The 23,986-nt window shown below is 61.7% G+C and carries 22 protein-coding genes; 7 read left to right on the top strand and 15 right to left on the bottom strand.

Annotated features, from left to right (window positions below; all coding sequences use genetic code 11):
- Positions 1 to 33: 33 nt before the first annotated feature.
- The 7 genes from AMC88_RS29430 to AMC88_RS29400 all read right to left on the bottom strand — a co-directional run bounded on the left by AMC88_RS29430 (position 34) and on the right by AMC88_RS29400 (position 7,798).
- Positions 34 to 867 (bottom strand): transporter substrate-binding domain-containing protein, encoded by an 834-nt coding sequence (locus tag AMC88_RS29430; protein ID WP_037145857.1) that lies wholly within the window; start codon positions 865 to 867, stop codon positions 34 to 36.
- Between the two features lie 143 nt (positions 868 to 1,010).
- Positions 1,011 to 1,400 carry a carboxymuconolactone decarboxylase family protein gene (locus AMC88_RS29425; protein ID WP_010024318.1) on the bottom strand — a complete coding sequence of 130 codons (390 nt, stop codon included), beginning with the start codon at positions 1,398 to 1,400 and terminating at the stop codon, positions 1,011 to 1,013.
- Complete coding sequence (locus AMC88_RS29420; RefSeq protein WP_037145855.1) at positions 1,393 to 2,202, bottom strand: alpha/beta fold hydrolase; 810 nt, start codon at positions 2,200 to 2,202, stop codon at positions 1,393 to 1,395. The genes AMC88_RS29425 and AMC88_RS29420 overlap by 8 nt, the downstream gene beginning before the upstream one ends.
- Before the next feature lie 2 nt (positions 2,203 to 2,204).
- Complete coding sequence (locus AMC88_RS29415; RefSeq protein WP_037145853.1) at positions 2,205 to 3,287, bottom strand: LLM class flavin-dependent oxidoreductase; 1,083 nt, start codon at positions 3,285 to 3,287, stop codon at positions 2,205 to 2,207.
- Between the two features lie 36 nt (positions 3,288 to 3,323).
- Positions 3,324 to 4,838, bottom strand: a complete 1,515-nt coding sequence (locus AMC88_RS29410) for an aldehyde dehydrogenase (RefSeq protein ID WP_064830203.1) — start codon at positions 4,836 to 4,838, stop codon at positions 3,324 to 3,326.
- A gap of 1 nt (position 4,839) precedes the next feature.
- Positions 4,840 to 5,832, bottom strand: coding sequence for a flavin reductase (locus AMC88_RS29405; RefSeq protein WP_010025269.1), 993 nt, complete (start codon positions 5,830 to 5,832; stop codon positions 4,840 to 4,842).
- Positions 5,833 to 5,995: 163 nt separating this feature from the next.
- Complete coding sequence (locus AMC88_RS29400) at positions 5,996 to 7,798, bottom strand: helix-turn-helix domain-containing protein (protein WP_012489912.1); 1,803 nt, start codon at positions 7,796 to 7,798, stop codon at positions 5,996 to 5,998.
- 337 nt (positions 7,799 to 8,135) lie between these two features.
- Here AMC88_RS29400 and AMC88_RS29395 point away from each other — a divergent pair, with 337 nt between their 5' ends.
- From AMC88_RS29395 to AMC88_RS29370, 6 genes are all read left to right on the top strand, one after another.
- Entirely contained in the window at positions 8,136 to 8,738 is a 603-nt protein-coding gene (locus tag AMC88_RS29395) for an amino acid synthesis family protein (protein WP_004672120.1), read from the top strand.
- Positions 8,739 to 8,771: 33 nt separating this feature from the next.
- On the top strand, positions 8,772 to 9,254 hold the full coding sequence (locus AMC88_RS29390; RefSeq protein ID WP_004673713.1) for an Lrp/AsnC family transcriptional regulator: 483 nt from the start codon (positions 8,772 to 8,774) through the stop codon (positions 9,252 to 9,254).
- Between the two features lie 230 nt (positions 9,255 to 9,484).
- Positions 9,485 to 10,981, top strand: a complete 1,497-nt coding sequence (locus AMC88_RS29385) for an NAD-dependent succinate-semialdehyde dehydrogenase (protein WP_064830202.1) — start codon at positions 9,485 to 9,487, stop codon at positions 10,979 to 10,981.
- Positions 10,982 to 11,007: 26 nt separating this feature from the next.
- The gene (locus tag AMC88_RS29380) at positions 11,008 to 12,387 is read left to right on the top strand and encodes an aspartate aminotransferase family protein (RefSeq protein WP_064830201.1); all 1,380 of its coding nucleotides are present in this window, start codon (positions 11,008 to 11,010) and stop codon (positions 12,385 to 12,387) included.
- 14 nt (positions 12,388 to 12,401) lie between these two features.
- Positions 12,402 to 13,475 (top strand): alcohol dehydrogenase family protein, encoded by a 1,074-nt coding sequence (locus AMC88_RS29375; protein ID WP_041684086.1) that lies wholly within the window; start codon positions 12,402 to 12,404, stop codon positions 13,473 to 13,475.
- Between the two features lie 58 nt (positions 13,476 to 13,533).
- The gene (locus AMC88_RS29370; RefSeq protein WP_012489916.1) at positions 13,534 to 13,926 is read left to right on the top strand and encodes a DUF4112 domain-containing protein; all 393 of its coding nucleotides are present in this window, start codon (positions 13,534 to 13,536) and stop codon (positions 13,924 to 13,926) included.
- A gap of 67 nt (positions 13,927 to 13,993) precedes the next feature.
- Here the strand turns inward: AMC88_RS29370 and AMC88_RS29365 are convergent, their stop codons facing one another.
- From AMC88_RS29365 to AMC88_RS29340, 6 genes are all read right to left on the bottom strand, one after another.
- Positions 13,994 to 15,031, bottom strand: a complete 1,038-nt coding sequence (locus tag AMC88_RS29365; protein WP_012489917.1) for a Gfo/Idh/MocA family protein — start codon at positions 15,029 to 15,031, stop codon at positions 13,994 to 13,996.
- Between the two features lie 99 nt (positions 15,032 to 15,130).
- Positions 15,131 to 15,916 carry a ThuA domain-containing protein gene (locus tag AMC88_RS29360; RefSeq protein ID WP_012489918.1) on the bottom strand — a complete coding sequence of 262 codons (786 nt, stop codon included), beginning with the start codon at positions 15,914 to 15,916 and terminating at the stop codon, positions 15,131 to 15,133.
- 62 nt (positions 15,917 to 15,978) lie between these two features.
- Positions 15,979 to 17,004 (bottom strand): ABC transporter ATP-binding protein, encoded by a 1,026-nt coding sequence (locus AMC88_RS29355; RefSeq protein WP_004679076.1) that lies wholly within the window; start codon positions 17,002 to 17,004, stop codon positions 15,979 to 15,981.
- A gap of 11 nt (positions 17,005 to 17,015) precedes the next feature.
- Positions 17,016 to 17,846, bottom strand: coding sequence for a carbohydrate ABC transporter permease (locus AMC88_RS29350; RefSeq protein WP_012489920.1), 831 nt, complete (start codon positions 17,844 to 17,846; stop codon positions 17,016 to 17,018).
- Complete coding sequence (locus tag AMC88_RS29345; protein WP_064830200.1) at positions 17,846 to 18,832, bottom strand: carbohydrate ABC transporter permease; 987 nt, start codon at positions 18,830 to 18,832, stop codon at positions 17,846 to 17,848. The genes AMC88_RS29350 and AMC88_RS29345 overlap by 1 nt, the downstream gene beginning before the upstream one ends.
- A 65-nt stretch (positions 18,833 to 18,897) precedes the next feature.
- Positions 18,898 to 20,163, bottom strand: a complete 1,266-nt coding sequence (locus tag AMC88_RS29340; protein WP_064830199.1) for an ABC transporter substrate-binding protein — start codon at positions 20,161 to 20,163, stop codon at positions 18,898 to 18,900.
- A gap of 238 nt (positions 20,164 to 20,401) precedes the next feature.
- Here AMC88_RS29340 and AMC88_RS29335 point away from each other — a divergent pair, with 238 nt between their 5' ends.
- Positions 20,402 to 21,415 (top strand): substrate-binding domain-containing protein, encoded by a 1,014-nt coding sequence (locus tag AMC88_RS29335; protein ID WP_010006458.1) that lies wholly within the window; start codon positions 20,402 to 20,404, stop codon positions 21,413 to 21,415.
- A 108-nt stretch (positions 21,416 to 21,523) separates the two neighbouring features.
- On the opposite strand, the gene repC is transcribed toward AMC88_RS29335, so the two are convergent.
- Positions 21,524 to 22,828, bottom strand: a complete 1,305-nt coding sequence (gene repC, locus AMC88_RS29330) for a plasmid replication protein RepC (RefSeq protein WP_037145832.1) — start codon at positions 22,826 to 22,828, stop codon at positions 21,524 to 21,526.
- Positions 22,829 to 22,981: 153 nt separating this feature from the next.
- Positions 22,982 to 23,983: a plasmid partitioning protein RepB gene (gene repB / locus AMC88_RS29325; RefSeq protein WP_064830198.1), complete on the bottom strand. Its 1,002-nt coding sequence runs from the start codon at positions 23,981 to 23,983 to the stop codon at positions 22,982 to 22,984.
- Positions 23,984 to 23,986 lie beyond the last annotated feature (3 nt).

The raw sequence follows: 23,986 nt of genomic DNA, 5'->3' as shown, positions 1-23,986 counted from the left end.
CCGGATGTCCGGACCGTCTGGGTCAGGCGGCGGCTATTTTACGACCGTATAATCCACGCCATACCATTTTACCGAAAGCTTGCTCAGCGTGCCATCGGACTGCATGCCCTTCACGGCTTCGGCGATCTTGTCATTGAACGCCTTGTCGCCATGTTCGATGGCAACGGCGAGCGGCTCGTAGAAGACGGGGTCGCCGATCTGCTTGATCGGGTAACCGGCTTTGACGGCGTCGAGAATGCTCGGCAGCGACGAGACGACGGCATCGAGACGGGTGCCGTCGCCGAGACGCAGATCATCGAAGGCGGTGGTCGAGTTGGCGTAGGACTTCACTTCCTTCGGCTTGAACTCGTACTTAAAGGCAGGCGCACCGGCGGCATCAAGCGTCAGGTCGCCTTTCGCATAGGCTTCGAAGGTGGAGGTGGCCGTGGTCCCGACAACCTTGCCGTCAAGATCGGAGAGCTTGGTCGCCTTGCTGTCCTTGTGCGCGGCGACTGCAGCCGGCGTGTAATAATAAACGGCGGGGAAGTCGAAGATCTCGGCACGCTTTTTGGTCGGCGTCATCGAACCGACATGCATGTCCCAGCGGCCTGCCCAATTGCCGGCTGTGATGATGTCCCAGCCGGGCGTTACGAATTCGACCTTCACACCGAGACGCCTGCCGATATCCTTGGCAACGTCGATGTCGAAACCATCAAGTTCGTTCTTGTCGTTCATGAAGGATTGCGGCGCCCAGTTGGCGTCGGTCGCGACCTTCAGGTCCTTGGCCGCCATCACGCGGTCGAGCACGGCGCCGGCAGTGGCCGGAACGGCAGCCAGCACAATAGCGAGCGACGCGGCGGCTGCAGTCATCTTGGTCAGTCTGTTCATGCGATGGTTCCCTTTATTGTCATTCTTGGTTTTGGCCCGGGCTCATTCCCGTACCGTCATGCAATCTTGCAGTCGAAGAGACCTTTTCGTCTTCCGGCGATCGGAAGCAGCGGCAGACCGCTCGTTCCTTCAAACCGGGGAAGTCAGAACTCTCCTTTCTGACGCATCTCGTCGCGAATGGAGCGGGCAACCCGGAAGGCTTCTACGCCGGCGGGAATGCCGCAATAGACTGCGATTTGTACGAGAGCGGCCCGCAATTCGTCGTCCGTCAGCCCGTTGCGAATGGCGCCGCGAAAGTGGATGCCGAATTCATGCATGCGGTTAAGCGCCGCCAGCATGCCGAGATTGAGAAGGCTACGCTGCTTGAGATCGAGCCCTTCGTCGGTCCAGGCCGCGCCCCAGCAATATTCGTTGAGAACGTCCTGGAAAGGAGCGGAAAAGCTGTCGGCATTGTTCATCGCCCGGTCGACATAGTCGTCGCCGAGAACTTTGCGCCTGACGGCCTCGCCGTTCTTTCTGAGCGTCTCATCCATGGTTCGTCTCCTCGCGAGTCAAGAAGCCGCGCATCAAATTCGCAACCATTTCCGGCGCCTCGATCAGGATGGAGTGGCGCAATCCGGGCAGGATGCTGAGCGTCGAGCCCGGGATGCGCTCGTGCATGTAGCGGGCCATGCGTGGATTGGATCCGGCATCCGCCTCGCCCGTTGCAATCAGCGTGGGGCAGCGGATCTGGTCGAGGAAGCCGCCGAAATCCGTCTCCGCCAGCACCCGGTAGGCGGCGGCGTAACAGTCCGGATCATTCTCCGCATCGCGCTCACGAAGCCGCGCGATCACCGCGGGATTGTTCTCCTGAAATTCTTCGGTCAGCCAGCGCGACAGCGAGGCGTTGTGGTGGTCGGCAGGCGTCCCTGCCCGCAGTGCCGCCAGTCGCTCCAGCACTCGCGTCCGTTCCTCCGGTGTGCGGCCGGCGACCGTCGACAGCAGGATCAGCTTGCGCAGCCGCTCGAGGTGGGTCAGCGCCATACGCTGGGCGATCAGGCCACCGAGCGAGAAGCCGGCGAGATTGAAGGTCTGGAACCCAGCCTTGTCGGCCAGCGCCAGCGCCTCGTCGACGAAATCGTCGATCTCATAGCGGCCCCTGATCCGGCTCGAATGGCCATGGCCGCGCAGATCGAAGGTCAGGACCGTGAACTGGTCCTTGAGACGTTGGACGACACCCGACCAGGCCTCGAGATAGGATCCGACGCCGTGGATGCAGACGAGCGGATCGCCGCTACCGTCGATGCGGTAGTTGAGCGTCACGTCTCCGACGGTATGGCGCTGTGCCTCTCCCATGATCAGTTCGCCGCTGCCTTGCGCTTCTGTTCCTTCTCTTTCTCGCGCGCCGCGAAAAAGGGCATGATTTCCCTGATGAACAACTCCAGCGTCCGCTTCTGCAGTTCGAACGGCAGATTGAAGGTGAGACCCAGGCAATATTGATCGACGCCGGCGGCTTCGAACACCAGCAGCTTCTCGATCGCCTCGTCGGGCGTACCGAACATCAGGTTGTTGCGGATATTGTCCGGATTGTAGTTGTCCTTGCCCTTCACTGCCTCGTAGGGCACGGCCTCCGGAAAGCCTTCGCGCACCGTGCCGATATTCTGCATCAGATTTTCGAAGGCACGGCCGTAATCCATGCTGTGCTTGACGGCTGTCTCCCAGCCATCCGGCTTGTCGTAGACGCAGGTGCGGCGCTGCATCATGAAGCGGGGGCGTGGCACTTCCGGATGATCGGCTACCGCCTTGTGAAACTTGTCCGACAGAACCTGGATTTCCGCAGCCGGCGCCGAAAGCGGCGTCGAGAGGATGCTGGCGCCGTTGGCGATCGCCCAGTCGAAGGTGCCGGGATCGCGCGCCGCAACCCAAATCGGCGGATGCGGCTGTTGCAGCGGCTTCGGCACCGAGGTGGCAGTCGGGAAATTCCAGTAGTGACCATCATGGGCATAATCGCCGGCCCAGAGCTTCTTCACCGCCGGCACGATCTCCTTCATGTAGGCGACACCTTCCTGCTGAGGCATGCCGCCAGCCATCCGGTCGAACTCGTACTGGTAAGAACCACGGGCGATCCCGAATTCCAGGCGGCCGTTGGTGAGATGGTCGCAGAGCGCCGATTCACCGGCCAGCCGGATCGGGCTCCAGTAGGGCGCCACCAGAGTCGAGGTGCCGAGGCGAATCTGCTGCGTATGCTGCGCCAGCCACACCAGCGTCTGGAACGGGTTCGGCGAAATCGTGCATTCGATGGTGTGGTGCTCGGCGGTCCACAGCGCCTCGAAGCCTCCCTCGTCGGCCATGCGGGCGAGCACCAGAAGGTTGTTCTTGGCCGTCGACATCGGGACGTCGGGCGAGAAGCGTTCCATGGTCAGCGATACTGCGAATTTCATCTGCTACCCTCCCTTTCGGGTTCGTTTCTTGTGTCGTCACTTCAGGCGGATGACGAAGGGGTCCTGCATCGCCCCGGAATAATCGATGATGACGTTCTTCAACCGCGAAAACTCGTGCATCACCTCGAAGCCGCCACGCCGCCCATAGCCGCTCTCCTTGAAGCCGCCATTGGCGGACATGAAGGAGGCCGAGCGGTAGGTATTGACCCAGACGGTGCCCGCCTCGATCTGGTTGGCGAAGCGCAGCGCCCGGTCGATGTCCTTGGTCCAGATGCCGGAGGCGAGGCCGTAATGGCTATCGTTGGCGAGAGCGATCATCTCCGCCTCGTCGCGGAACGGCATGACACCGACGACAGGGCCGAAGATCTCGTCGCGCATGAAGCCCATGTCGTTCTGCGCATCGACCATGACCGTCGGCTCGTAGTACCAGCCGCCGCTCGCCAGACCTTCCTTTTGCGGGCGGCGTCCGCCAGCGGCGATCCTGGCGCCTTCCCTGACGCCGGAGGCGACATAGCCCTCGACCTTCTGCAACTGGTCGGAAAGCGCCAGCGGGCCGATATCGGTATCGTCAGAGGTCGGCAGACCGACGCGGATGCGGCCGGTGCGTGCGACCAACGCATCGATGAACTTGTCGTAGATGCCGGCCTCGACGAAGCAACGCGAACCGGCAACGCAGGTCTGTCCGGCCGCGGCGAAGACGCCGGCGACCACACCGTTGACGGCATGCTCGAGCTCGACATCACCGAAGATCACGTGCGGCGACTTTCCGCCAAGCTCCATCGAGCAGGGCACGAGGTTCTGCGCGGCGTTGCCGGCGATGCGGCGGCCGGTGGCGGTGCTGCCGGTGAAGACATATTTCGAAACGCCGGGATGGCGGGTCAGTGCCTCACCGGCGCTTTTGCCGGTGCCGGTGACGACATTGACGACACCCGCGGGGAAGCCCGCCTCGTGAATGAGTTCGGCCAGCGCCAGCGTCGAGGCGGTCGCGTGTTCCGACGGCTTGATGACGACGGTGTTGCCGATCGCCAGGCAGGGGGCCAGCGTGCCGGTCAGCAGCATGAGCGGCGAATTCCAGGGCGTGATCATCCCGACCACACCGAGCGGTTCGCGCAGATTGAGGTTCAGCGTGTCCATCCGGTTGATCGGGATCGTGTCGCCCTGCAGCTTATCGGCCATGCCGGCGAAATAGTGATAGCTGTCCGGCATCGAACGCATCTGCGCCCGGGTTTCCTTGAGCAGCTTGCCGTTGTCGCGCGTTTCGATTTCGGCAAGCGTATCGGCATTGGCCCGCACCAGTTCGGCGAGGCGGCGGACAAGCGCGCCGCGATCGGTCTGCGTCATCCGCCGCCAGGCGGAATTGCGGAAGGCGGCGTTCGCGGCGGCAACGGCAGCGTCGACATCATCAGCATCGGCTTCGGCCAGATCGTACCAGCGCTTGCCGGTGGTCGGGTCGTGGCTGGCAATGTAGTTGCCGGCCTTCGGCGCCACGAATTCGCCATTGATGAAAAGGCCCTGTCGCGAACCTTCGATGGAGCTGACTGTCGTCTTCATGTCACTGTCCTTGGTCTTGGGAGGCTTGGAGCCAGGCACGGGCTTCGCCGTCGATCATCGCGACGCGGCCGCCATCGTCAGAATCCATGTAGATGCCGAAGCGGCCCGCCTGCCGCTCGCGCACATAGCGGCGCAGCATGGAGCGCAGTTCATGGGTGGCGATGGCCTCATAGGGCAGATCGTCGATGCCGAAGAAGCGGAGATCGGCAGGCAGGTTGACGCTCCCCCCCTCGCCTGCCAGCCGAGCGCGATAGACGAGATAGCCGGGATCGCTGTCGGCAACGTCGAAGACGGAATAGAGGAAGGTCTCTTCCGGTACGAGGCGCAGCGCATCGCCGCCCTCCACCACCATTTGGCTGTCGGCCTTGCGGCGGTGTGCCGATGGCAACACCCAGCCGCCCCTCCCGTCCGAGCGCAGCAGCAGGCCGTCGCCGGCCTCGATCAAGTAGCCGATGATCATCCCATGCGAGGCGAGCCAGCCCGCGGGCAGCGGATCCTTGACGCTGGCGTAACGGCCGCGGCAGAAACCGAGCGGTGCGGTCGGGCTAGTGCCGAAGGCGCGGACCTGGCCGATCAGAACCGTATGGTCGCCAGCATCGACGGCGCTGTAGGTGGTGCAGTCGAACCATGTGAGACTGTCGGTCAAAACCGGCGCGCCGGTATGGATGTGATCGTGGGTGACCGACTGGAATTTGTCGGGAGACTTCGAGGCGAATTTGCCTGAGATATCGACCTGACCTTCATGAAGGATATTGACCGCAAAACAGCCGGCATTGGTGAAGGCCCGGTAACTGGAGGCCGCCTTCGCGACGCAGACGAGAAGCAGCGGCGGATCGAGCGACACTGATGTAAACGAATTCGCGGTCATGCCGCGCGGGGTCCCGTCCTCGTCGCGCGTGGTGATGACGGTCACACCCGTCACGAAGGTTCCGAAGGCCCGGCGCAGTGCGATCGGGTCGATCGGCACATCCGTCCTTGCCGCTGTCTCCGCCATGCCTTTGAGCCTCCTCTGCTTGTTGAAAGGAGGCTATCGCTGCCGCTTCGACCGTTCTTCCCAGGCTTCGTAGGATGGGGTGAAAAACTTCTGCCTCGATCCAGAGGAGACAAAAAGGCGCGAGGGGCAGAGCTTCGAACGAGCGTATATAAGGGGTGGAGAACTATCTTTGGGCGGTCGAGCGATTGTCGATGACGCCGTGCAGACGGATTGCCAATTCGACGGCAAAGCGCTTTTCCGGAGTCTCGACATCGACGCCGAAAAGCTCCTGAATGCGCGAGAGCCGGTAACGCAGCGTCGTAACATGCAGGCCCATCGTGTCGGCGCAGGCCTGGCTGCGGCACCCCTCCTGCAGATAGGTGGAGAGCGTTTCCATATAGGGCGTCCCGTTTTCGCGATCGTGCTCGGCGATAGCCCCGACACTTTCCTGGACAAAACTACGCACGTCGCCGGCTTCCGAGGCGGCAACCAACATTGGAAGCGGCCCGAAGTCCTGAGCTGAAATAGCACCGGTCAATCCAAAGGAACGGCCGATGCGGATCATGCGGCCGCACCGCTCCCAAGCCGCCGGGTAGCCGGGTAGCGTATCACAGCGGTTGCCTGAGACGACAACGGGCGCCTCGCCGAAATAGCGGCCGAGTTCCTCGGCGATGCGGCGGGTGAGCTTGGCCGTGCGCTCCTGACGCTTGCTCGTGTCATAGGGCATGAGGCAAACGACACCGCCGTCGATCGCGATCAGGTTGGCCTGCACCGCGGCCTGTTGCATAATGCGCGTCAGCGTGTGTTCGACATCGACGGAAGCCCCGCCGAAGGCCTTTGTCTTATCGGGGAAATCGACGACAATCATTTGCTGCGGGATGGCAAAGCTCAATCCGAGCCGCTGAGCCCGTTGCGCGACATCGCCGGCGTCCCGCCACCGGGCCTCGACGATTTCGAAGAACAGCTCGGTCTGCGTCCGGGTTTCAAACCGGAACCGGATGAAGCTGCGCATCATCTGGACGCTCAGCGCGAATTTGGCGCTGTCGAGCATCAGCAAGTCGAGATCGCTGAATTCCCGGGAGGTCGGGAAGATGATCAGCGCTCCGACCAGCTGATTGTCGACCATCAGCGCCTCGATGCGGGCGGAGATCCGGAAACGTTGTGTGCCGTCGTCGAGAAAAAGGTTGGCCGCATTCGTCGTGCCGTGTTCGATTGCATCACGCGCCGCCTTCATCAGCGGCCGGGCGAGAGTCGTGGAAGCGGCTTCCGGCCAGGAGGTCTCGTCGTATAGCGCGTTCGGCGGGCGCCCGGCGATCACCTGATTGGCGGTGAAGTCGATTACGACCGTCGGGTTCGGCAGCATCATTCCGACCATCGCCGAAAGCGGTGCGACCGACCCGTCGCTGAGTACATGTTCGAGCAGCGAGGTATGCGCCTTCAGGGCTCGCTCGAGCCGCTGCGCCGACCGCTTCTCGGCTTCAAGCCGATGTTCGCGCTCCACGGCGATTGCGCCCAGATGGATGATGGTGCCGAGGAAGGCAAGATCGTCCTCCGATACTTCGGTGATCTGTCGGGCGATGACGCTTAGGACCATCGGCCGGCCTTCCGCATCCTTGCAATTCATGGGCAAGACCAGGACGGTGCGGTAGTCACGATCGAAGGCTTCCGCCCGATAGCCGGGAAACTCGGCAGACTCGCGTGCATCGGGGATATAGACGGGCTCGTTTCGCTGCAGAGCGATTAAGGACGGGCTTGTCGCCAATTCCCATTTGTCCGGCAGCTGCCGTTCTATCAGTGTCGGATCGTAGCGTACGATGACATAGGCGTAACCATGCGCGGCATCGATGCTCATGATCGATCCCAACGCCCAGTCGGCATGACGGCAGGCGGCGGCAATCAGTTGCTGGAGAACGGCCTGGAGATCGCCGCCGCTGTTGATCTGGCTGGCGACGTCTCGCAACGACAGTACACGGGACCTCTGATCCAATCGTTTCGCCTCGTTGACATCCGTCAGCGACTATGCGCGCGCTCAGCGGACAAATCTACTTGGATTCATAGGAAGCCGCTGATTTATCTTACGGCGAAAAATAGGACACACCTTTCCCCACAATCAGCCGGCTCTATTGACGGCATGCCATGCAGAGGAAGAGCGAAGCCAATTTTTCTTAATTTGGCTCAAGGAATTGTCCGGAGCAGCAAGCCTCAGCAGTGGAGCTTGCTTTCTTTCGCAGGATCTTTCCGCAACCTCTTCCCTCGGACAAAGGAAGAAATTTTCCGGCGCCGCTGTAGCCTAGCGCAAGTTTTCATTTTCAGCGGTTTTTCACATGACCCTCGGCATCAGAAAATTCACTACCTTCCTGGAAGAGACCCTCGTCGAAGGCGGCAGGGCAGCGTCACGCCCCGTCAATATCGTCGTGGTCGCAGCCGTGATCCAAAATCCCTGGGCCGGCCGCGGCTTTGTCGAAGATCTCAGGCCAGAGATCATCCGCATTGCCGGGGAGCTCAGCCACGAAATGACCAATCGGCTTTTGCGCCAGATAGGCGCCGAGCAGATCGAGGCTTGTGGGAAAGCGGCGGCGGTCGGAATCAATGGCGAAATCGAGCATGCCTCGGCAATGATCCACACACTGCGTTTCGGCAATCCTTTCCGCGAAGCGATCGGCGGCACGAACTATCTTGAATTTGCCAACACGCGCAATGCACCGGGGGCGCTCCTTTCCCTACCGATGATGCACAAGAGCGAAAACGGCAAGCGATCGCATTTCCTCACTGCCAATTTCCAGATTGCCGATGCCCCTGGTCCCGACGAGATCATCGTGGCGATCGGCGCTTCGGATAGCGGTCGCGCCCATGCGCGCATCGCCGACCGCTTCCAGGATATCGCAGAGATGGAAGCGGACAGGGCCGGGACGCTCTCGGGCATTTGACGAGCGCCGGTGCTGATCTTGGCGGGAGGTGGGATGAAGCTCGACGCCATCGACCTGCGCATTCTCGACGCCGTCCAGCGCGACGGCCGCATCACCAAGCTGGCGCTGGCCGAAAAGGCCGGGCTGTCGCCGACGCCGTGCTGGATGCGGCTGCGCAAGCTCGAAAAGGCGGGCGTGATCATCGGCTACCACGCCCGCATCGCTCCACGCCGCATCGCGCCGGTCGCCAGCGTCATGATGGAGGTGACGCTCGCCAATCATCGCCAGGCCGATTTCGAACGCTTCGAGCGCGCCGTCGCCGCAATCCCGGAGATCGTTGCCTGTTGGTCGGTCGGCGGCGGTGTTGATTATATCCTGAAGATCATGACGGCCGATATCGATGCCTATCAGCGGCTGGTCGACGGGCTTCTCGACCGCGAACTCGGCATCGACCGCTACTTCACCTACATCGTCACCAAGACGGTGAAGGAGGAAACGGTGCTTCCGGTCTCTTCCTTTGCCGGATCAGATGAATAACGGACCGCGCGCTAGAGCACCGCGGGCCCAAAAGGACGCCCTGAGGACACTCTAACACTTTGAACTGGCGCATAATCCTTTCCGAAAATCGATTTCAGGTTTATGCGCTAGACGATCTCTCTGCCGCGCCACCGTTCTTTAGACCGTCTCTCTCTTTTCGCCTCCACCAACAGACAATCTCTCGCCCGCTCCCGTGGAAGACTTGCGTCACCGCCACGAGGAGACTGGACATGACCGCCGTTTTTGCCCGCCCCGCCTATCATGATGCGCTGTCGCGACTTTCCGACCGCCATCTCCTGCGCGATCTCGCCTATGTCGGCGGCCGCTGGATCGCCGGCAAAACCGGCGAAAGTTTCGAGGTTACCGATCCGGCCTCCTCGGCGACGCTGGCCTGGGTTGCAAGCCTTGGCACGGACGAGGCGGAGGCGGCGATCGATGCCGCGTCAGAGGCTTTTGCCGCCTGGCGTGCCATGCTGCCGCAGAATCGGGCGGCGATCCTGCGGAAGTGGCACGAAGTGATGCTCGCGGCCAAGGAGGATCTGGCACTGATCATGACGCTGGAACAGGGCAAGCCCCTTGCAGAAGCGCGCGGCGAGATCGACTACGCCGCCTCCTTCATCGAATGGTATGCCGAAGAAGGCAAGCGGTTGAATGCCGAAAGCGTCGCCAGCCATCTGCCGGACGCGGAGATGATCGTCCGGCGCGAGGCGCTCGGCGTTGTCGGTATCGTCACACCCTGGAATTTTCCCTCGGCGATGGTCACCCGCAAGGCTGCCGCAGCCCTTGCAGCCGGCTGTACGGTCGTCGCTCACCCCTCCTCCGAGACACCGCTTTCCGCGCTTGCCCTGGCCGAACTGGCCGAACGGGCCGGCATTCCTGCCGGTGTCTTCAATGTCGTTACCGGCCAAGCCGCGCCGATTGTGGGCGCTCTCTGTGAAGACATCCGTGTACGGGCATTGAGCTTTACCGGTTCGACAAGCATCGGCAAGCTTATCGTCAGCCAATGCGCCCCGACGATGAAGCGGCTGGTGATGGAACTCGGCGGCCACGCGCCGCTGATCGTCTTCGACGACGCCGACGTCGACAAGGCGGTCGAGATCGCCGTCGATGCCAAGTTCGCCACATCCGGCCAGGATTGCCTTGCCGCCAACCGCATCTTTGTCCAGCGCCCGATCGCCGATGCCTTCGCCAAGGCCTTTGCCGCCCGCGTCGCCGCGCTGAAGGTCGGCGGCGGGCTTGAGAATGGAAGCGAGATCGGGCCGCTGATGCATGAGCGCGCCGTCGTCAAGGTCGAGGAACAGGTCGCCGACGCGCTGGCGCAGGGCGCCCGGCTCGTCACCGGCGGCAGGCGCCATAAGGCCGGCCGGCTGTTCTACGAGCCGACACTTCTGACGGATGTGCCGGCAGGTGCGCTGATCATGCACGAGGAGACCTTCGGGCCCGTGGCGGCACTGACCACATTCGACACCGAAGAAGAGGTCGTTGCCCGCGCCAATGATACCGAATACGGGCTCGTCGCCTATGTCGTTACCGAGAACGGCGCCCGCCAGATGCGCCTTGGCCGGGCGCTGGAATACGGCATGGTGGCGGTCAACCGCGTAAAAATCACCGGCGGCCCCATCCCCTTCGGCGGCTGGAAACAATCGGGCCTTGGCCGCGAAGGCTCGCGTCATGGGCTCGAGGCCTTCACCGAGCTCAAATATCTCTGCATCGACACTGCCGCCTGAGCCCCATTTAAAAAAGAGGATAGAACATGCTCGAGAAAAGCAACGAACTCGCCGCCTGGGACCGCGATCATTTCTTCCATCCTTCCACCCACATGGGCATGCATGCGCGCGGCGAGACGCCGACCCGCGTCGTCGCCAGCGGCGAAGGCGTCTACATCACCGACACGAGCGGACGCAAAAGCCTCGACGCCTTTGCCGGGCTTTATTGCGTCAATGTCGGCTATGGCCGCCAGAAGATTGCCGATGCCATCGCCGAACAGGCGAAGGATCTGGCCTATTATCACGCCTATGTCGGCCACGGCACGGAAGCTTCTATTGCGCTTTCGAAGATGATCATCGACCGTGCGCCTGCTGGCATGAGCCGCGTCTATTTCGGCCTTTCGGGGTCGGATGCCAACGAGACCAACATCAAGCTCATCTGGTATTACAACAACATTCTCGGCCGGCACGACAAGAAGAAGATCATCTCGCGCTGGCGCGGTTATCACGGCTCCGGCGTCATGACCGGCAGCCTCACGGGCCTGGCACTCTTCCACAATGCCTTCGACCTGCCGCGCGCGCCGATCCTTCACACCGAAGCACCCTATTATTTCCGCCGGCCCGACCGTTCGATGAGCGAGGAGCAGTTCTCGCAATATTGCGCCGACAGGCTGGAAGAAATGATCCTCGCCGAAGGTCCCGAGACGATCGCTGCCTTCATCGGCGAGCCGATCCTCGGGACCGGCGGCATCGTGCCACCGCCGCATGGCTATTGGCAGAAGATCCAGGCGGTTCTCGATAAATACGACATCCTGCTCGTCGCCGACGAGGTCGTCACCGGCTTCGGCCGTCTCGGCACGATGTTCGGCTCGGATCACTACGGCATGAAGCCGGATCTGATCACCATTGCCAAAGGCCTGACCTCGGCCTATGCCCCGCTTTCCGGCAGCATCGTTTCGGAGAAGATGTGGCAGGTGCTGGTGCAGGGTTCCGATAAATTGGGAGCAATCGGCCACGGCTGGACCTATTCCGCCCACCCGATCTGTGCTGCCGCCGGCATTGCCAATCTCGAACTGATCGACGAACTCGGCATCGTCGAGAATGCCGGCGCGACCGGCGCCTATTTCCGCTCGGAGCTGGAGAAGGCGGTGGGCGGCCATCGCAACGTCGGCGACGTGCGCGGCGACGGCCTGATGGCGGCGGTTGAATTCGTCGAAAATAAGGACGACCGTCGCTTCTTCGATGCCGGCCGCAAGATCGGGCCGCAGGTCGCCGCCGCCCTTCTCGAACGCGGCATCATCGGCCGCGCCATGCCGCAGGGCGATATTCTCGGCTTCGCCCCGCCACTCTGCCTGACGCGCGAGGAGGCGGACGTCATCGTCAGGGCGACAGCGGACGCGATCGAAACGGTCTTCAAGAGCATCTGAGGAGAACAGCCCGCATGACGATCCCGGAAAAGATGGCCGCGGTATTGCTGACCGGCCATGGCGGATTGGACAAGCTCATCTATGACAGGGAGGTGCCCGTCCCGGCGCCGGCGGAGGGCGAAGTGCTGATCCGCGTCACCGCCTGCGGCATGAACAACACCGACGTCTGGGTGCGCCAGGGCGCTTACGGCACCGAGGACGATCCGTCCGCCGTCTCCACTTGGCGCCGGCAGGGCAACACGCTGACCTTCCCCCGCATCCAGGGCACCGATACGGTCGGCCATATCGTCGGCGTCGGCACCGGCGTCGACCCAAAACGCATCGGCCAACGCGTCATGGTCGATTTCTCGATCTACAACCGCGACGACGACAGCCTTGCCGACATCGATTACATGGGCCATGGCCGCGACGGCGGTTATGCCGAATATATGGCGCTGCCGGCCGAAAACGCCCATGTCATTGCAACCGATCTGACCGATGTCGAACTCGCCACCTTCTGCTGCGCCTATCTGACCGGTGAGCGCATGCTGGAGCGGGCGCGGCTTGCCGCCGGCGAACGCGTCCTCGTCACCGGCGCCTCCGGCGGCGTCGGCTCGGCAATCATCCAACTCGCCCGCGCCCGCCGCGCTATCCCGATCGCCGTCGCCGGTCCCGGCAAGGAGGCGGCGATGCTCGAGATCGGCGCCGAAGCGGTCGTTACCCGCGGCAAGGGCGATCTTGTCGAAGCCGTGCATTCCGCAAGCCGTGGACAACCGATCGATGTCGTCGCCGATCTCGTCGGCGGGCCGCTGTTCAACGATCTCCTGAAGATCCTGCGTCCCGAAGGCCGTTACACGACGGCCGGCGCGATCGCCGGGCCTGTCGTCCAGCTCGACCTCAGGACCATGTATCTGAAGCAGCTGGAACTGCATGGATCGAGCCAGGGAAGCCGCGCCGACTTCCGCCGGCTGGTCGGCTATATCGAAAGCCGCAAGATCCGGCCTCTCGTCGGCGGTGTTTATCCGCTGTCGGAATTTCATCGCGCCCAGACCGATTTCATGGCGAAGAACTTCGTCGGCAAATTGGTCGTGGTTCCCGACCAGAGATAGTGCGCTTCTCCGATTACGCCGCTGGCGAACCTTATCGGTGTAGCGGCGTTTCACGGCCATGGACAGCGGCAAAACGACATATCTCACCCCTGCCGAACTCGCGCGAATTCGCCGCGCTGCTGGCATAGCCCGTCTGATGGATACCGCCGTCCGATTACCGGTCGTCGGCGTGCGGATCGGCGCGGACTCGGTCCTCGGCCTTATCCCCGCTGTCGGAGACATCGCCGGATCCCTGATCGGTCTTTTCATCATCGACGAGGCAAGGCGGCTCGGCCTTCCCACCCACAAACTCGCCCGCATGGCGGTCAATCTCGGCGTCGACGCCGCCTGTGGCACGGTTCCCCTGATCGGCGATCTCTTCGATGTCTATTTCAAGTCGCATCGCCGCAACGTCGCCATCATCCTCGACCACTTCGGCGTGAGCGAAGATGAACTGAGCAGGCGAGTTTGACGAGGTTGGCCGCGCCGCGCGGTGACCTCCCGCAAGACCGCCGAGGAACCCGTCTGAACTTTTTCGTCTAAAGCTCAGTCAAAGCGCCAGCGGTCTTTACGGCGTGGTCGAGAACAAATTGCAGCTTGGCGGCGTGGCCAAAACCTGGCTCATCCGGCTGCCCCTTTTGCACGGCCTTTGCAAATCGCTGGAAATTCGTCATGACCGGTTCGACCTCGATCGTGCGCCAGATCGCCTTGTCGGCATCGGCGCCTTCACAGGTCCTGAGGGTGGAGCCTTCAGGCGTGTGCACCACCTCCAGGGCACCCTTGTCTCCATGCAGGCGCAGGCGCAGTTCGTTCAGATGGCCGGTCGCCCAGCGCGTCGCATGGATGACGCCGGCTGCACCGTTTTCGAGTTCGGCCATCATCAGGAAACTGTCGTTTGCGTCGAGCTCATATTCGCCGATTCGGTTTCCGGGGCTCTTGTCGAACACCTTGAGATGCGATGCCGCCGCCTTGACATCGCTTCCCGCGGCAAATACCGCGAAATCGAGAATGTGGATACCGACATCGCCCAGCACGCCATTGGAGCCGTGCTTCGTCGACAGTCGCCAGAGCCATTGCGATTCCTTGGTCCAGTCGCCCCAGGCCTTCGAAACCAGCCAGCTCTGCAGATAGGACGCTTCGAAGTGGCGGATCGCGCCGAGGCGCCCGTCCAGCACCATCTTGCGCGCGGCTTGCAGCGGGGCCACGTTCCGATAGGTCAGGTTGACCATCGTGACCTTGCCGGATGCCGCGGCCGCATCGGCCATTTCCTTGGCTTCGCGGTAGTTGACCGCCAGCGGCTTCTCGCAGAGGACATGCTTGCCCGCGGCAAGTAACTTCATCGTCGTGGCATAGTGCGCGCGATCCGGCGTGACATTGGTGACGGCGTCAAACTCTCCCCAGGCAAGGGCGTCATCAAGCGACGTGAACGTCAGCGGGATAGTATGCCTGAGCGCGAAGGCCCGCAGCCGAACCTCGTCCGTATCGACGGCAGCAACAATTTTGACGTCGGCGATCTCCGAAAAATGCATGGCATGGGTATTTGCCCATCCTCCGGTACCGAGAATGATCAAGCGCATTCTTTTATCCTCATCGTTATCCATCAAAGCGTGAGCGGCCGCGAGATCATCGCGGCGTCTTGCGGGGCCAAACGGGCCCTGCCCACGGCATCTCATCTATTACCGGTAACCGGCTTCGCCGGCCTGGTGCAGTTTCGGGCCGCGTTCGACGATCGGCTCCAGCGCCTTTTCTACCGGCACATTTGGAGCGTCGGTAATGGCAGTCAACGCGCCCTCGGGGTTGTAGGCCCACTTGACGCCATTGATCAGCACCTTCTGGACGGTGGCGTCGTGATAGGTCGGATAGGTCTCGTGGCCGGGGCGGAAGTAGAAGATGTTGCCGGCCCCGCGCCGCCAGGTCAGGCCCGAGCGGAACACTTCGCCGCCCTGGAACCAGGAGATGAACACCGTTTCCAGCGGCTCCGGCACCGAGAACTGCTCGCCGTACATTTCCTCGTTCTCCAGCTCGAAATGCTCACCGATGCCGGCGGCGATCGGATGGCGCGGATTGATCGTCCACAGCCGCTCGCGTTCGCCCGCCTCACGCCATTTCAGCGCGCAGGGCGTGCCCATCAGCCGTTTGAAGATCTTGGAGAAATGGCCGGAATGCAGCACCAGCAGGCCCATGCCCTCCCAGACGCGCCTGGCGACGCGCTCGACGACGTCGTCGGAGACCGCGCCGTGATCCTTGTGGCCCCACCAGGTCAGCACATCGGTCTCGGCAAGGCGGGCTTCGCTGAGACCGTGCTCCGGCTCCTGCAGCGTCGCCGTCGTCGCCGAGATGGCGGGATCGGCATTCAGCGCATTGGCGATCGTCGTATGCATGCCCTCGGGATAGATGCCCCGGACGATCGCATTGGTATTCTCGTGGATGTTTTCACCCCACACAATGGTGCGAATGGTCATGTCATTCTCTCCTTGTCATAAAAACGGATCGGGCCTTGGGGGGAACATTGATCCCTGAAAGTTCAGGCAGCCTGCATCGATTGACGTTCGAGCGCACGGCCCGACTGGTCAAAACGGTGGACGTGGCCGGCAAGCGGGGCAAGGCCAAGCGTCTGACCCGGCTCGTGACGGGAGACGCCGGCCTCCCGCACAATGAGCGGCTCACCCGCCCCGATATCCACATAGACGAAGCTATCCGAGCCGAGGATTTCCGAATGGATCACCGTGCCGCTCCAGACCGGCGCTCCGGCCGCGATGCGAATATGCTCGGCGCGCACGCCGATCGTATGGCTGCCATAAGGCTCTGCCAGTTCGCCCGACAGAAAGTTCATTTTCGGCGAGCCGATGAAGCCGGCAACGAAGAGCGAATTCGGACTTTCATACAGCTCCAGCGGCGTGCCGATCTGCTCCACGACGCCGTCCCTCAAGACGCAAATCCGATCGGCGAGCGTCATCGCCTCGACCTGATCATGCGTCACATAGATCATCGTCGTATTGTGCATGCTGCGATGAAGCTTGGCGATCTCCAGCCTCGTCGCCACGCGCAGCGCCGCATCGAGGTTGGACAGCGGCTCGTCGAAGAGAAAGACCTTCGGATCGCGGACGATCGCCCGGCCGATTGCGACGCGCTGACGCTGGCCACCGGAAAGCTGTCGCGGCAGACGCTCCAAGTAAGACGAGAGCTGCAGCATGCCGGCCGCCTGCTCCACGCGCTGGCGGCATTCATCTCTGTTGCTCCCGGAAAGCTTCATGCCGAAAGCCATATTGTCGAAGACTGTCATATGCGGGTAGAGCGCGTAGGACTGGAACACCATGGCGATCCCTCGCTTCGACGGCGCGTGCCGGTTCACCGTCTCGCTGTCGAAGGAAAGCGTCCCTGAGGTGATGTCCTCGAGGCCGGAGATGAGCCGGAGCAGCGTGGACTTGCCGCATCCCGACGGTCCGACAAACACCATGAACTCGCCGCGGCGGATGTCCATCGTCACACCCTTGATCACCTCGAAGGCGCCGAAGCTCTTGCGGATATTCTCCAGTCGGATTTCTGCCATGCCTTACTCCCTCAACCCTTGACGCCGCCGGCGGTCAGCCCCGAAATGATCCGGCGCTGGAATATCAGAACGAGCACCACGACAGGCACGGTGACGATCACCGAAGCCGCCATGATGTTGCCCCAGGGGATCTCGAACTCGCTGTTGCCCGAAAGCAGGGCGATGGCGACCGGGACGGTTCTCTGCGTATCCGACGATGTGAACGTCAGCGCAAAAAGGAACTCGTTCCACGCGGTGATGAAGGCCAGCAGCCCTGTTGTCACCAGCGCCGGCCACATCAGCGGCATGAACACCTGGGTCACGATGACCCATGGCGAGGCGCCGTCGACGATCGCCGCCTCCTCGATCTCGATCGGCAATTCGCGCATGAAGGTGGTCAGCACCCAGACGGTGAACGGCAGCGTGAAGATCATGTAGGAAAAGATCAGCGCGAAGGGCGTGTTGAAGATGCCGACCCAGCGAATGAGCTCGAAGAGGCCGGCAAGGACGGCAATCTGCGGAAACATCGACACCGAGAGGATGGTCAGCATCAACAGTGCCCGTCCGCGGAAATGTACCCGGGCCAAGGCGAAGGATGCGGTGATCGAAAGCAACAGCGACGCCGAGACCACGACGCAGGCGATCATTGCGGAATTCGCAAGACTGCGGACGAACCCGCCCTGACCCATCACCGACGTGTAGTTGCCGAAGGAGATCGAGGTCGGCCAATAGTCGACTTTGAAAAGGGCCGTTCCGGTCTTGAGGCTCGTGAGGATCGCATAGTAGAACGGAAAGACAGCGATGATGACGATGATCGTGACGAGCAGGTAGAAGAGCGTATTCTTGGTGATCGACAGCAGCATCAGCGTTCCTCCCCGCCGAGCCTGACGCGGCCAAGCCAGATATAAAGGATGGTGACGGAGGCAATGATCAGGAAAAGCACCGTCGAGGCGGTCGCGCCGTAGGCGAACTTGTCGAAGTCGAACAGGTTTTCGCGCGCCATGACCGACATCGTCTTGGTCTGCGCATTGTTGGGCGTCAGCACATAGATCAGATCGAAGATGCGCATCGCATCGAGCATCCGGAAGATCACGGCAACCATGATCGCCGGGCGGATCAGCGGCAGTGTCAGACGCCAGAAGACCTTGACCGGATTGACGCCGTCGATCTTGGCGGCCTCATAGATATCGCCCGGAACCATCTGCAGGCCGGCAAGGATCAGCAGCGCCATGAACGGCGTAGTCTTCCAGATGTCGACGATCAGCACGGCGGTGATCGCCGTCTCAGGATTGGCGGTCCAGGCAATCTTCTCACTGATGAGGCCGAAGCCGAGCAGGATGTCGTTTAGAATGCCGAACTGGTCGTTGAGCATCCAGGCCCACATCTTGGCCGACACGATCGTCGGGATCGCCCAGGGAATGAGGATTGCCGCCCGAACAACGCCACGGCCGACGAAGCGTGCGTTCAGCACCAGCGCGACGATCAGCCCGAGTATGGTCTCGAGCACCACCGAAAGGAGGGTGAACTTTGCCGTGTTCCAAACCGCTCTCCACCAGACCGGATCGGCAAGCAGCCCGCGATAGATAGTCTTTCCGCTCTTCAGCGTCACCCACGACAGATAATTGGAAAAGCCTACGAACCGCGCATTGCCGAGGTCGTTGAGCGACGCATTCGTAAAGCTGAAATAGATCGTTCTGAACAACGGCCAGCCGGCGACGATTGCCAGGATCAGCAGCGTCGGCGCCAGGAACATCCAGGCGGACCGAACACGCTCGGATCGCAGCTCCGTAGAGGCTCTGAGCCTGGAAATCCTTGGTTCAACTGCTTGCGAAACTACGATTTCAGTCATGAAACGCCTCTCCCGTTCGCTCGTTCGAAACCGGGCCGGCGGCTTCACAGCCGCCGGCCGGAATCTTACCAGGCGTCGCCCTTGAGGGTCGTGAGGTCGGCTTCGAGAAGCTCGAGGTTCTCGGCAGCCGAGCCGCTGCCTGACAGCGTGTTGTGCACCGCCGTCCAGAACTTCGAAGACACTTCGTTGTACTTTACCTTGGCGGTCGCCGAAGGACGCGGCACGGCATCCTGGAAGATGGGTTTCCAGTTCGGCATGAAGGGCTGCGCGGCGGCAACATCCTTGTCATCATAGAGGTCTGTCAGTGTGGGCAGGTTGGACAGCTCGATGGCGCGCGCCTTTTGGACGTCCTTCGACGCCAGGAATTTTACCAGCGCAATGGCTGCTTCCTGCTTTTCAGAATATTTCGAAACCGCCAGATTCCAGCCGCCAAGCGTCGAAGACGGCTTGTCGCCGGCCGCGGCGACCGGCAACGTCATGACGTCGAACTTGCCCTTCACAGCGCTGTCGGAACCATTACCAAGGGAATAGGCATAGGGCCAGTTGCGCATAAAGACGGCGTTGCCCGTCTGCCAAACGCCGCGCGATTCCTCTTCCTGATATGCGAGCACGCCTGGGGGTGAGATCGTCCCGATCCAGCCCTTGGCGCGTTCAAGCGCTGCCGCCGCCTTCTCGTTGTTGATCGAAATTGTCCCGTCTGGCTCGACAATCTGGCCGCCGCCCGACGACTTCACCCATTCCAGCGCGTTGCAGGTCAGCCCTTCATAGGAGTTGCCCTGGAAGACATACCCCCAAAGGTCCTTCTGTCCGCCCTGGCGTTCCTTATCCTGAACGTCCTTGGCGATCGCCGCCATCTCGTCCCAGGTCTTTGGCGGCAGCTTGCCGTATTTTTCAAGCAGGTCCTTCCGGTAAAACAGCGCCGGAGCATCGGTAAACAATGGCAGCGCCACGAGCCGGCCGTTGACCGTCTGCGAGGCGATGATCGACGGGAAGAATTGGCCGGCCACGTCTTTGGTGGCGTCCTTCAGATCGATGAACTGGTCAGCAAGCTGCGGCGCCCAGATGACGTCCGTCTGATAGACGTCGATGTCCTTGTTTCCGGCGGCAAGCCACAGGCGATATTGGGAGAACTGCTCGCTGCTCGACGACGGCATGGTGACGAGTTTGACCTGATTGCCGGTCTCCTTCTCGAAAATTGCCAGTTGCTTGTTGAGGAATTCAACGTTTTTTCCCGTGGTGTTGGCGGCAAACGAAATTTCAGCGGCACGGATCGGGCCAGCGAAGGCGATGGCGACGCCGAGCACCGACAAGCTTAATGCAAACTTCTTCATAATCTCCTCCCAGAAATTGAAATCGATTTGGCACGCGGACAATTGCAGAAGGTTTCGACCTCGTCAAGTCGCCACATTGGCACTTTTTAGTTGTGATTGCCACCATCCACGGCGCTATATACATCTTAGGAGGACACTATAGAGGCCAGAATAATTGAAATCGATTTCAATTATCGCCGGACCCGTTGCGCACCGCCAGCACATCGTCCATTGATTGCCGGGACAAAAGAAGACACCGATGAAACTTCGTGAATTCGCAAAGCAGCTTGGGCTTTCTCCGACGACGGTCAGCCGTGCGCTGAGCGGCTACCCCGAGGTGAGCGAAACCACCCGCGCCAGGGTTGCAAGCGAAGCGATAAGACTCGGCTATCGGCCCGATATCAACGCCGTGCGGCTAAAGACCGGAAGAGCCGGAGCGATCGGCGTGATGATGGCGCGGTCGGGAGAAATCCATTTCGCTGAATTCATGTCGGGCATGGCGCAGCGCCTGGAAACGGCCGATACGGATATCCTCATCACGCCGATCACCGCGCATAATGACGACGACGAGATGCAAGCCTACAGACGCCTGGTCGAAAGCCGCCGCGTGGATGCAGTGATCATTCACTCGCCTCGTCCTCGGGACCCGCGGATCGAGATGCTGAGTAGCCTGCGTCTGCCTTTCCTGGTTCATGGCCGGTCGGAGACGGAGCACGTTCACGCCTGGCTCGATATCGACAATGAAAATGCGGTGCGCAGGTCCACCGAACACCTGCTCGATCTCGGCCACCGCCGTATCGCGATGATCAACGGGCTCAAGGGCAAGACCTATTCGATCCATCGCGAACAGGGTTTTCGGCTCGCCCATCAGGAGCGTGGACTCATCGCCGATCCCAACATGATGGTCTGCGATAAATTTTCCGACGAGAGCGGCTTTCGCCATGCCCGCTCCTTCCTCGAGAGAGCGAATGCGCCGACCGCCATCGTCGCCGGTTCCACGATGACAGCACTCGGCGTCTACCGCGCCGTCCGCTCGCTTGGGATGATGGTGGGACAGGATATTTCCGTCATCGCCCATGACGACGTCTTCCCTTACCTGACGGCCGAAAACATGGTGCCGTCGCTCTCGACAACCCGATCCTCCATGCGAGCCGCCGGCACACGCTGCGCCGAACTAACGTTGCAGCTGATCGCCGGACGCGCCGCCGAGGAGATCCATGAATTATGGCCGGTCGAGCTGATCCTGCGAGAAAGCACTGCGCCGCCGCGCTGACTGGACCGCTCCTCTCGCCGCAACCTTTCGTCCAGCCCGACAATCGGACTGGAACCGGTGAGTTTACCGGATGAGGCAACTACACAACCGCATTGCAGCTGAAATCCATCAGCCGGCATGTCGCCTTACCCCGCCATTGGCCCGCACCAGCGCCATCAGCATCGGTCCGATCGCAAATTCGCCTCTCTCGGCCCTGCGGGTGAGATCGCGGAGATAGCCGCCGGGCGAGTTGATCTGTCCTCCCCGTTCCAGGATGCAGGCGATCACGGTCGCGGCGTTTTCCGGCCCCATGGCGGCGCAGGCTTCCTCATAGGCCGAGGGGCTGACGCCGAGCATCGAGCGGACGACGACGGCAGCCGACATCAGGTCGCGCCAATTACCCATCGCGCCGCCCGGCCCATAATCGAGAATAGCAGGGCAGGCCTGCAGGACGAGGCCGAGCGGGAAGGATTTCAGGCTGTGGCCGGCGACCGGATCGGCGGCGCCTTGCATTCTGCCAGCATATCCGGCGGAAGGTCTCGGCGGTTTCTGCCTTCCCACATCCAGCGGTTCGGCCATCCCTTCGTTGTTTGTCACCGCCGTTTCGCCCTGCTTCGTTTCGAAGCGTGGTTCAATTTCAGAGGTGGAGTCGGGGTTTGAATTCTGTTTGTGACGCTCATTTTGAGACTCATTGGCGTCTATTTTTTCTCGTTTAATGTGTCTTTCCAGCAGGTTGACCGCTTCGTCACGCAGCAGGCCCATTTCGTCAAGCAACGATACCAGCTCTTCGATGCCAGCCATACGCGGGATCCTGGCGACAAGATCGCGAAACATCATCATCATCTGCTCCCAGTCGCCGGGAACGGCTTCATCGATGGCCGTGGAGATCAGCTTGGAGATATCGCGCCGGCAGACCGTCAGGCGTTCTCTCGTCGCCCGGAGCAGTTCCCGGTCGGCAATCACCTGGGCCGCAAGGTTTTCGATTTCGACGGCGCGGGCCAGAAGCGGAGCGACACTGAAGCCGAAGGCCTCGCCGATCGCCCCTGCCCTGTCGCGGCGGGCATAGCGCTTACCGTTCGGGCTGTCCTTGCGCAGGATCAGGCCGGCCTCGACCAGGACGGCAAGATGGCGCCTCAGCGTCGCCGGCGTCATACCGCGGGCACGCAGCGACAGCTGCGCATTCGACGGAAAGACGATCAGGCCCTTCTCCTCAGAAATCTCGTCATCGGGATAGAAGGTCAAAAGCGCGTCGAGCACCGTCAGCGCCCGATCGGTTACGCCGAGCGCTGGCCGCGCCTCGCAGATCGCCCGGAACAGTTTCCACTTGCTGCGCTTCATCCCCGGCTCGATCGTCTCGGCCAGTTGCTGGCTCGCCAGCATGCCAAGCGACATCGGCCGCCGCCCAAAGGGCGTCGTCACATATCCACTCTCCATTGCCTTCACCTTCGTTCAGGCAAAAGAAAACGATCCGCCAATTTGGTGCCTAAGACGCTTGACTGTGATTCGTGGAAATGCGATTCTCGATGTGCTTAAGATCTGAGAAGGGCTTCCACGACGGCGTCGTTGGGGGCCTTTTTCTTTTGCGCGCTACGCTCCTCTGTGCTTTTTGAACTCCTGGAACAGGCTTTGCAGCCGTTCCTGGACGAATTGATCGAAGCCCGGCGCCATCTTGCCGTCGAAGACGAAGGTCGCACCCGCGGCTGTCTTCTTGATCATGACGGGAAAGCCACTGACTTCGGTTCTGGCCACCGCCGGCCTTTGCACGGCCGTCGTCTTTGTTGCCAGAACGAGCGCCCGCTGAAACCGCTCATCGCTTGACATTCTGCGCGCGTCGTCCGCGGACAACTCTGCGAGGATCTTCCCGACGTCGGCTTTCTCAAGCCGCTCGCCGAGCTCCAGCCACCGTCGGCGGCCAATATCGGGCGCCGCGCCAATGGCGTTTATGAGATCGAGGGGAACCTGCCGTATGACGATCAGCATTCTCGACAGCGCCGCCTTGTCGACGGCGAGCGCCGCCATGATCACATCGCGGCCGAAGCTGCGCTCCTCGAGCCTCGAGGCGAAGAGCGCGCGCTCGATATAAGAAAGATTGGTTCGGGCGCTGTTTTCCTGTCCCTGGCTGACGACCAGCTGACCGTCGGTGAGGTCGCGGACGACCGCGCGCACCCTGATGCCGAGCTCTTTGGTGGCGGCAAGGCGGCGATGGCCGTAAGCGACCTGGTAGCGTCCCCTGGTTTCCGGATGCGGACGGACGAGGATCGGAACCTGCTGCCCATGCTCGCGGATCTGCTCGACAAGCTGCGCGAGTTCGGCCGCATCTATCGCCAACCGGTCGCTGACGAAGGACGCGTCGATCAGGCCGGTGTCGAGTTCGACGATGGCCTGGCCGGCGGCGAGCTGCCGTTCGAGCTCGCTCGCACGCTCCATTTTTTCGGTAATGTTGCCGAGCGTCTTGGTGATGCCGCCGACCGGTGCAGCGCTACGCTCCTGCGGCACGAAGCCTGCAATCGGACGATTGTCGCGCGGTGCGACCGCTTCCACCCTTGCCGGGTTCGGGGCGGAAATCTCGATCAGGTTCTTGCGCGCCATCTA

The sequence above is a fragment of the Rhizobium phaseoli genome (assembly GCF_001664385.1).
Lineage (GTDB): Bacteria > Pseudomonadota > Alphaproteobacteria > Rhizobiales > Rhizobiaceae > Rhizobium > Rhizobium phaseoli.
This window is presented reverse-complemented; position numbering and strand designations above follow the sequence as displayed.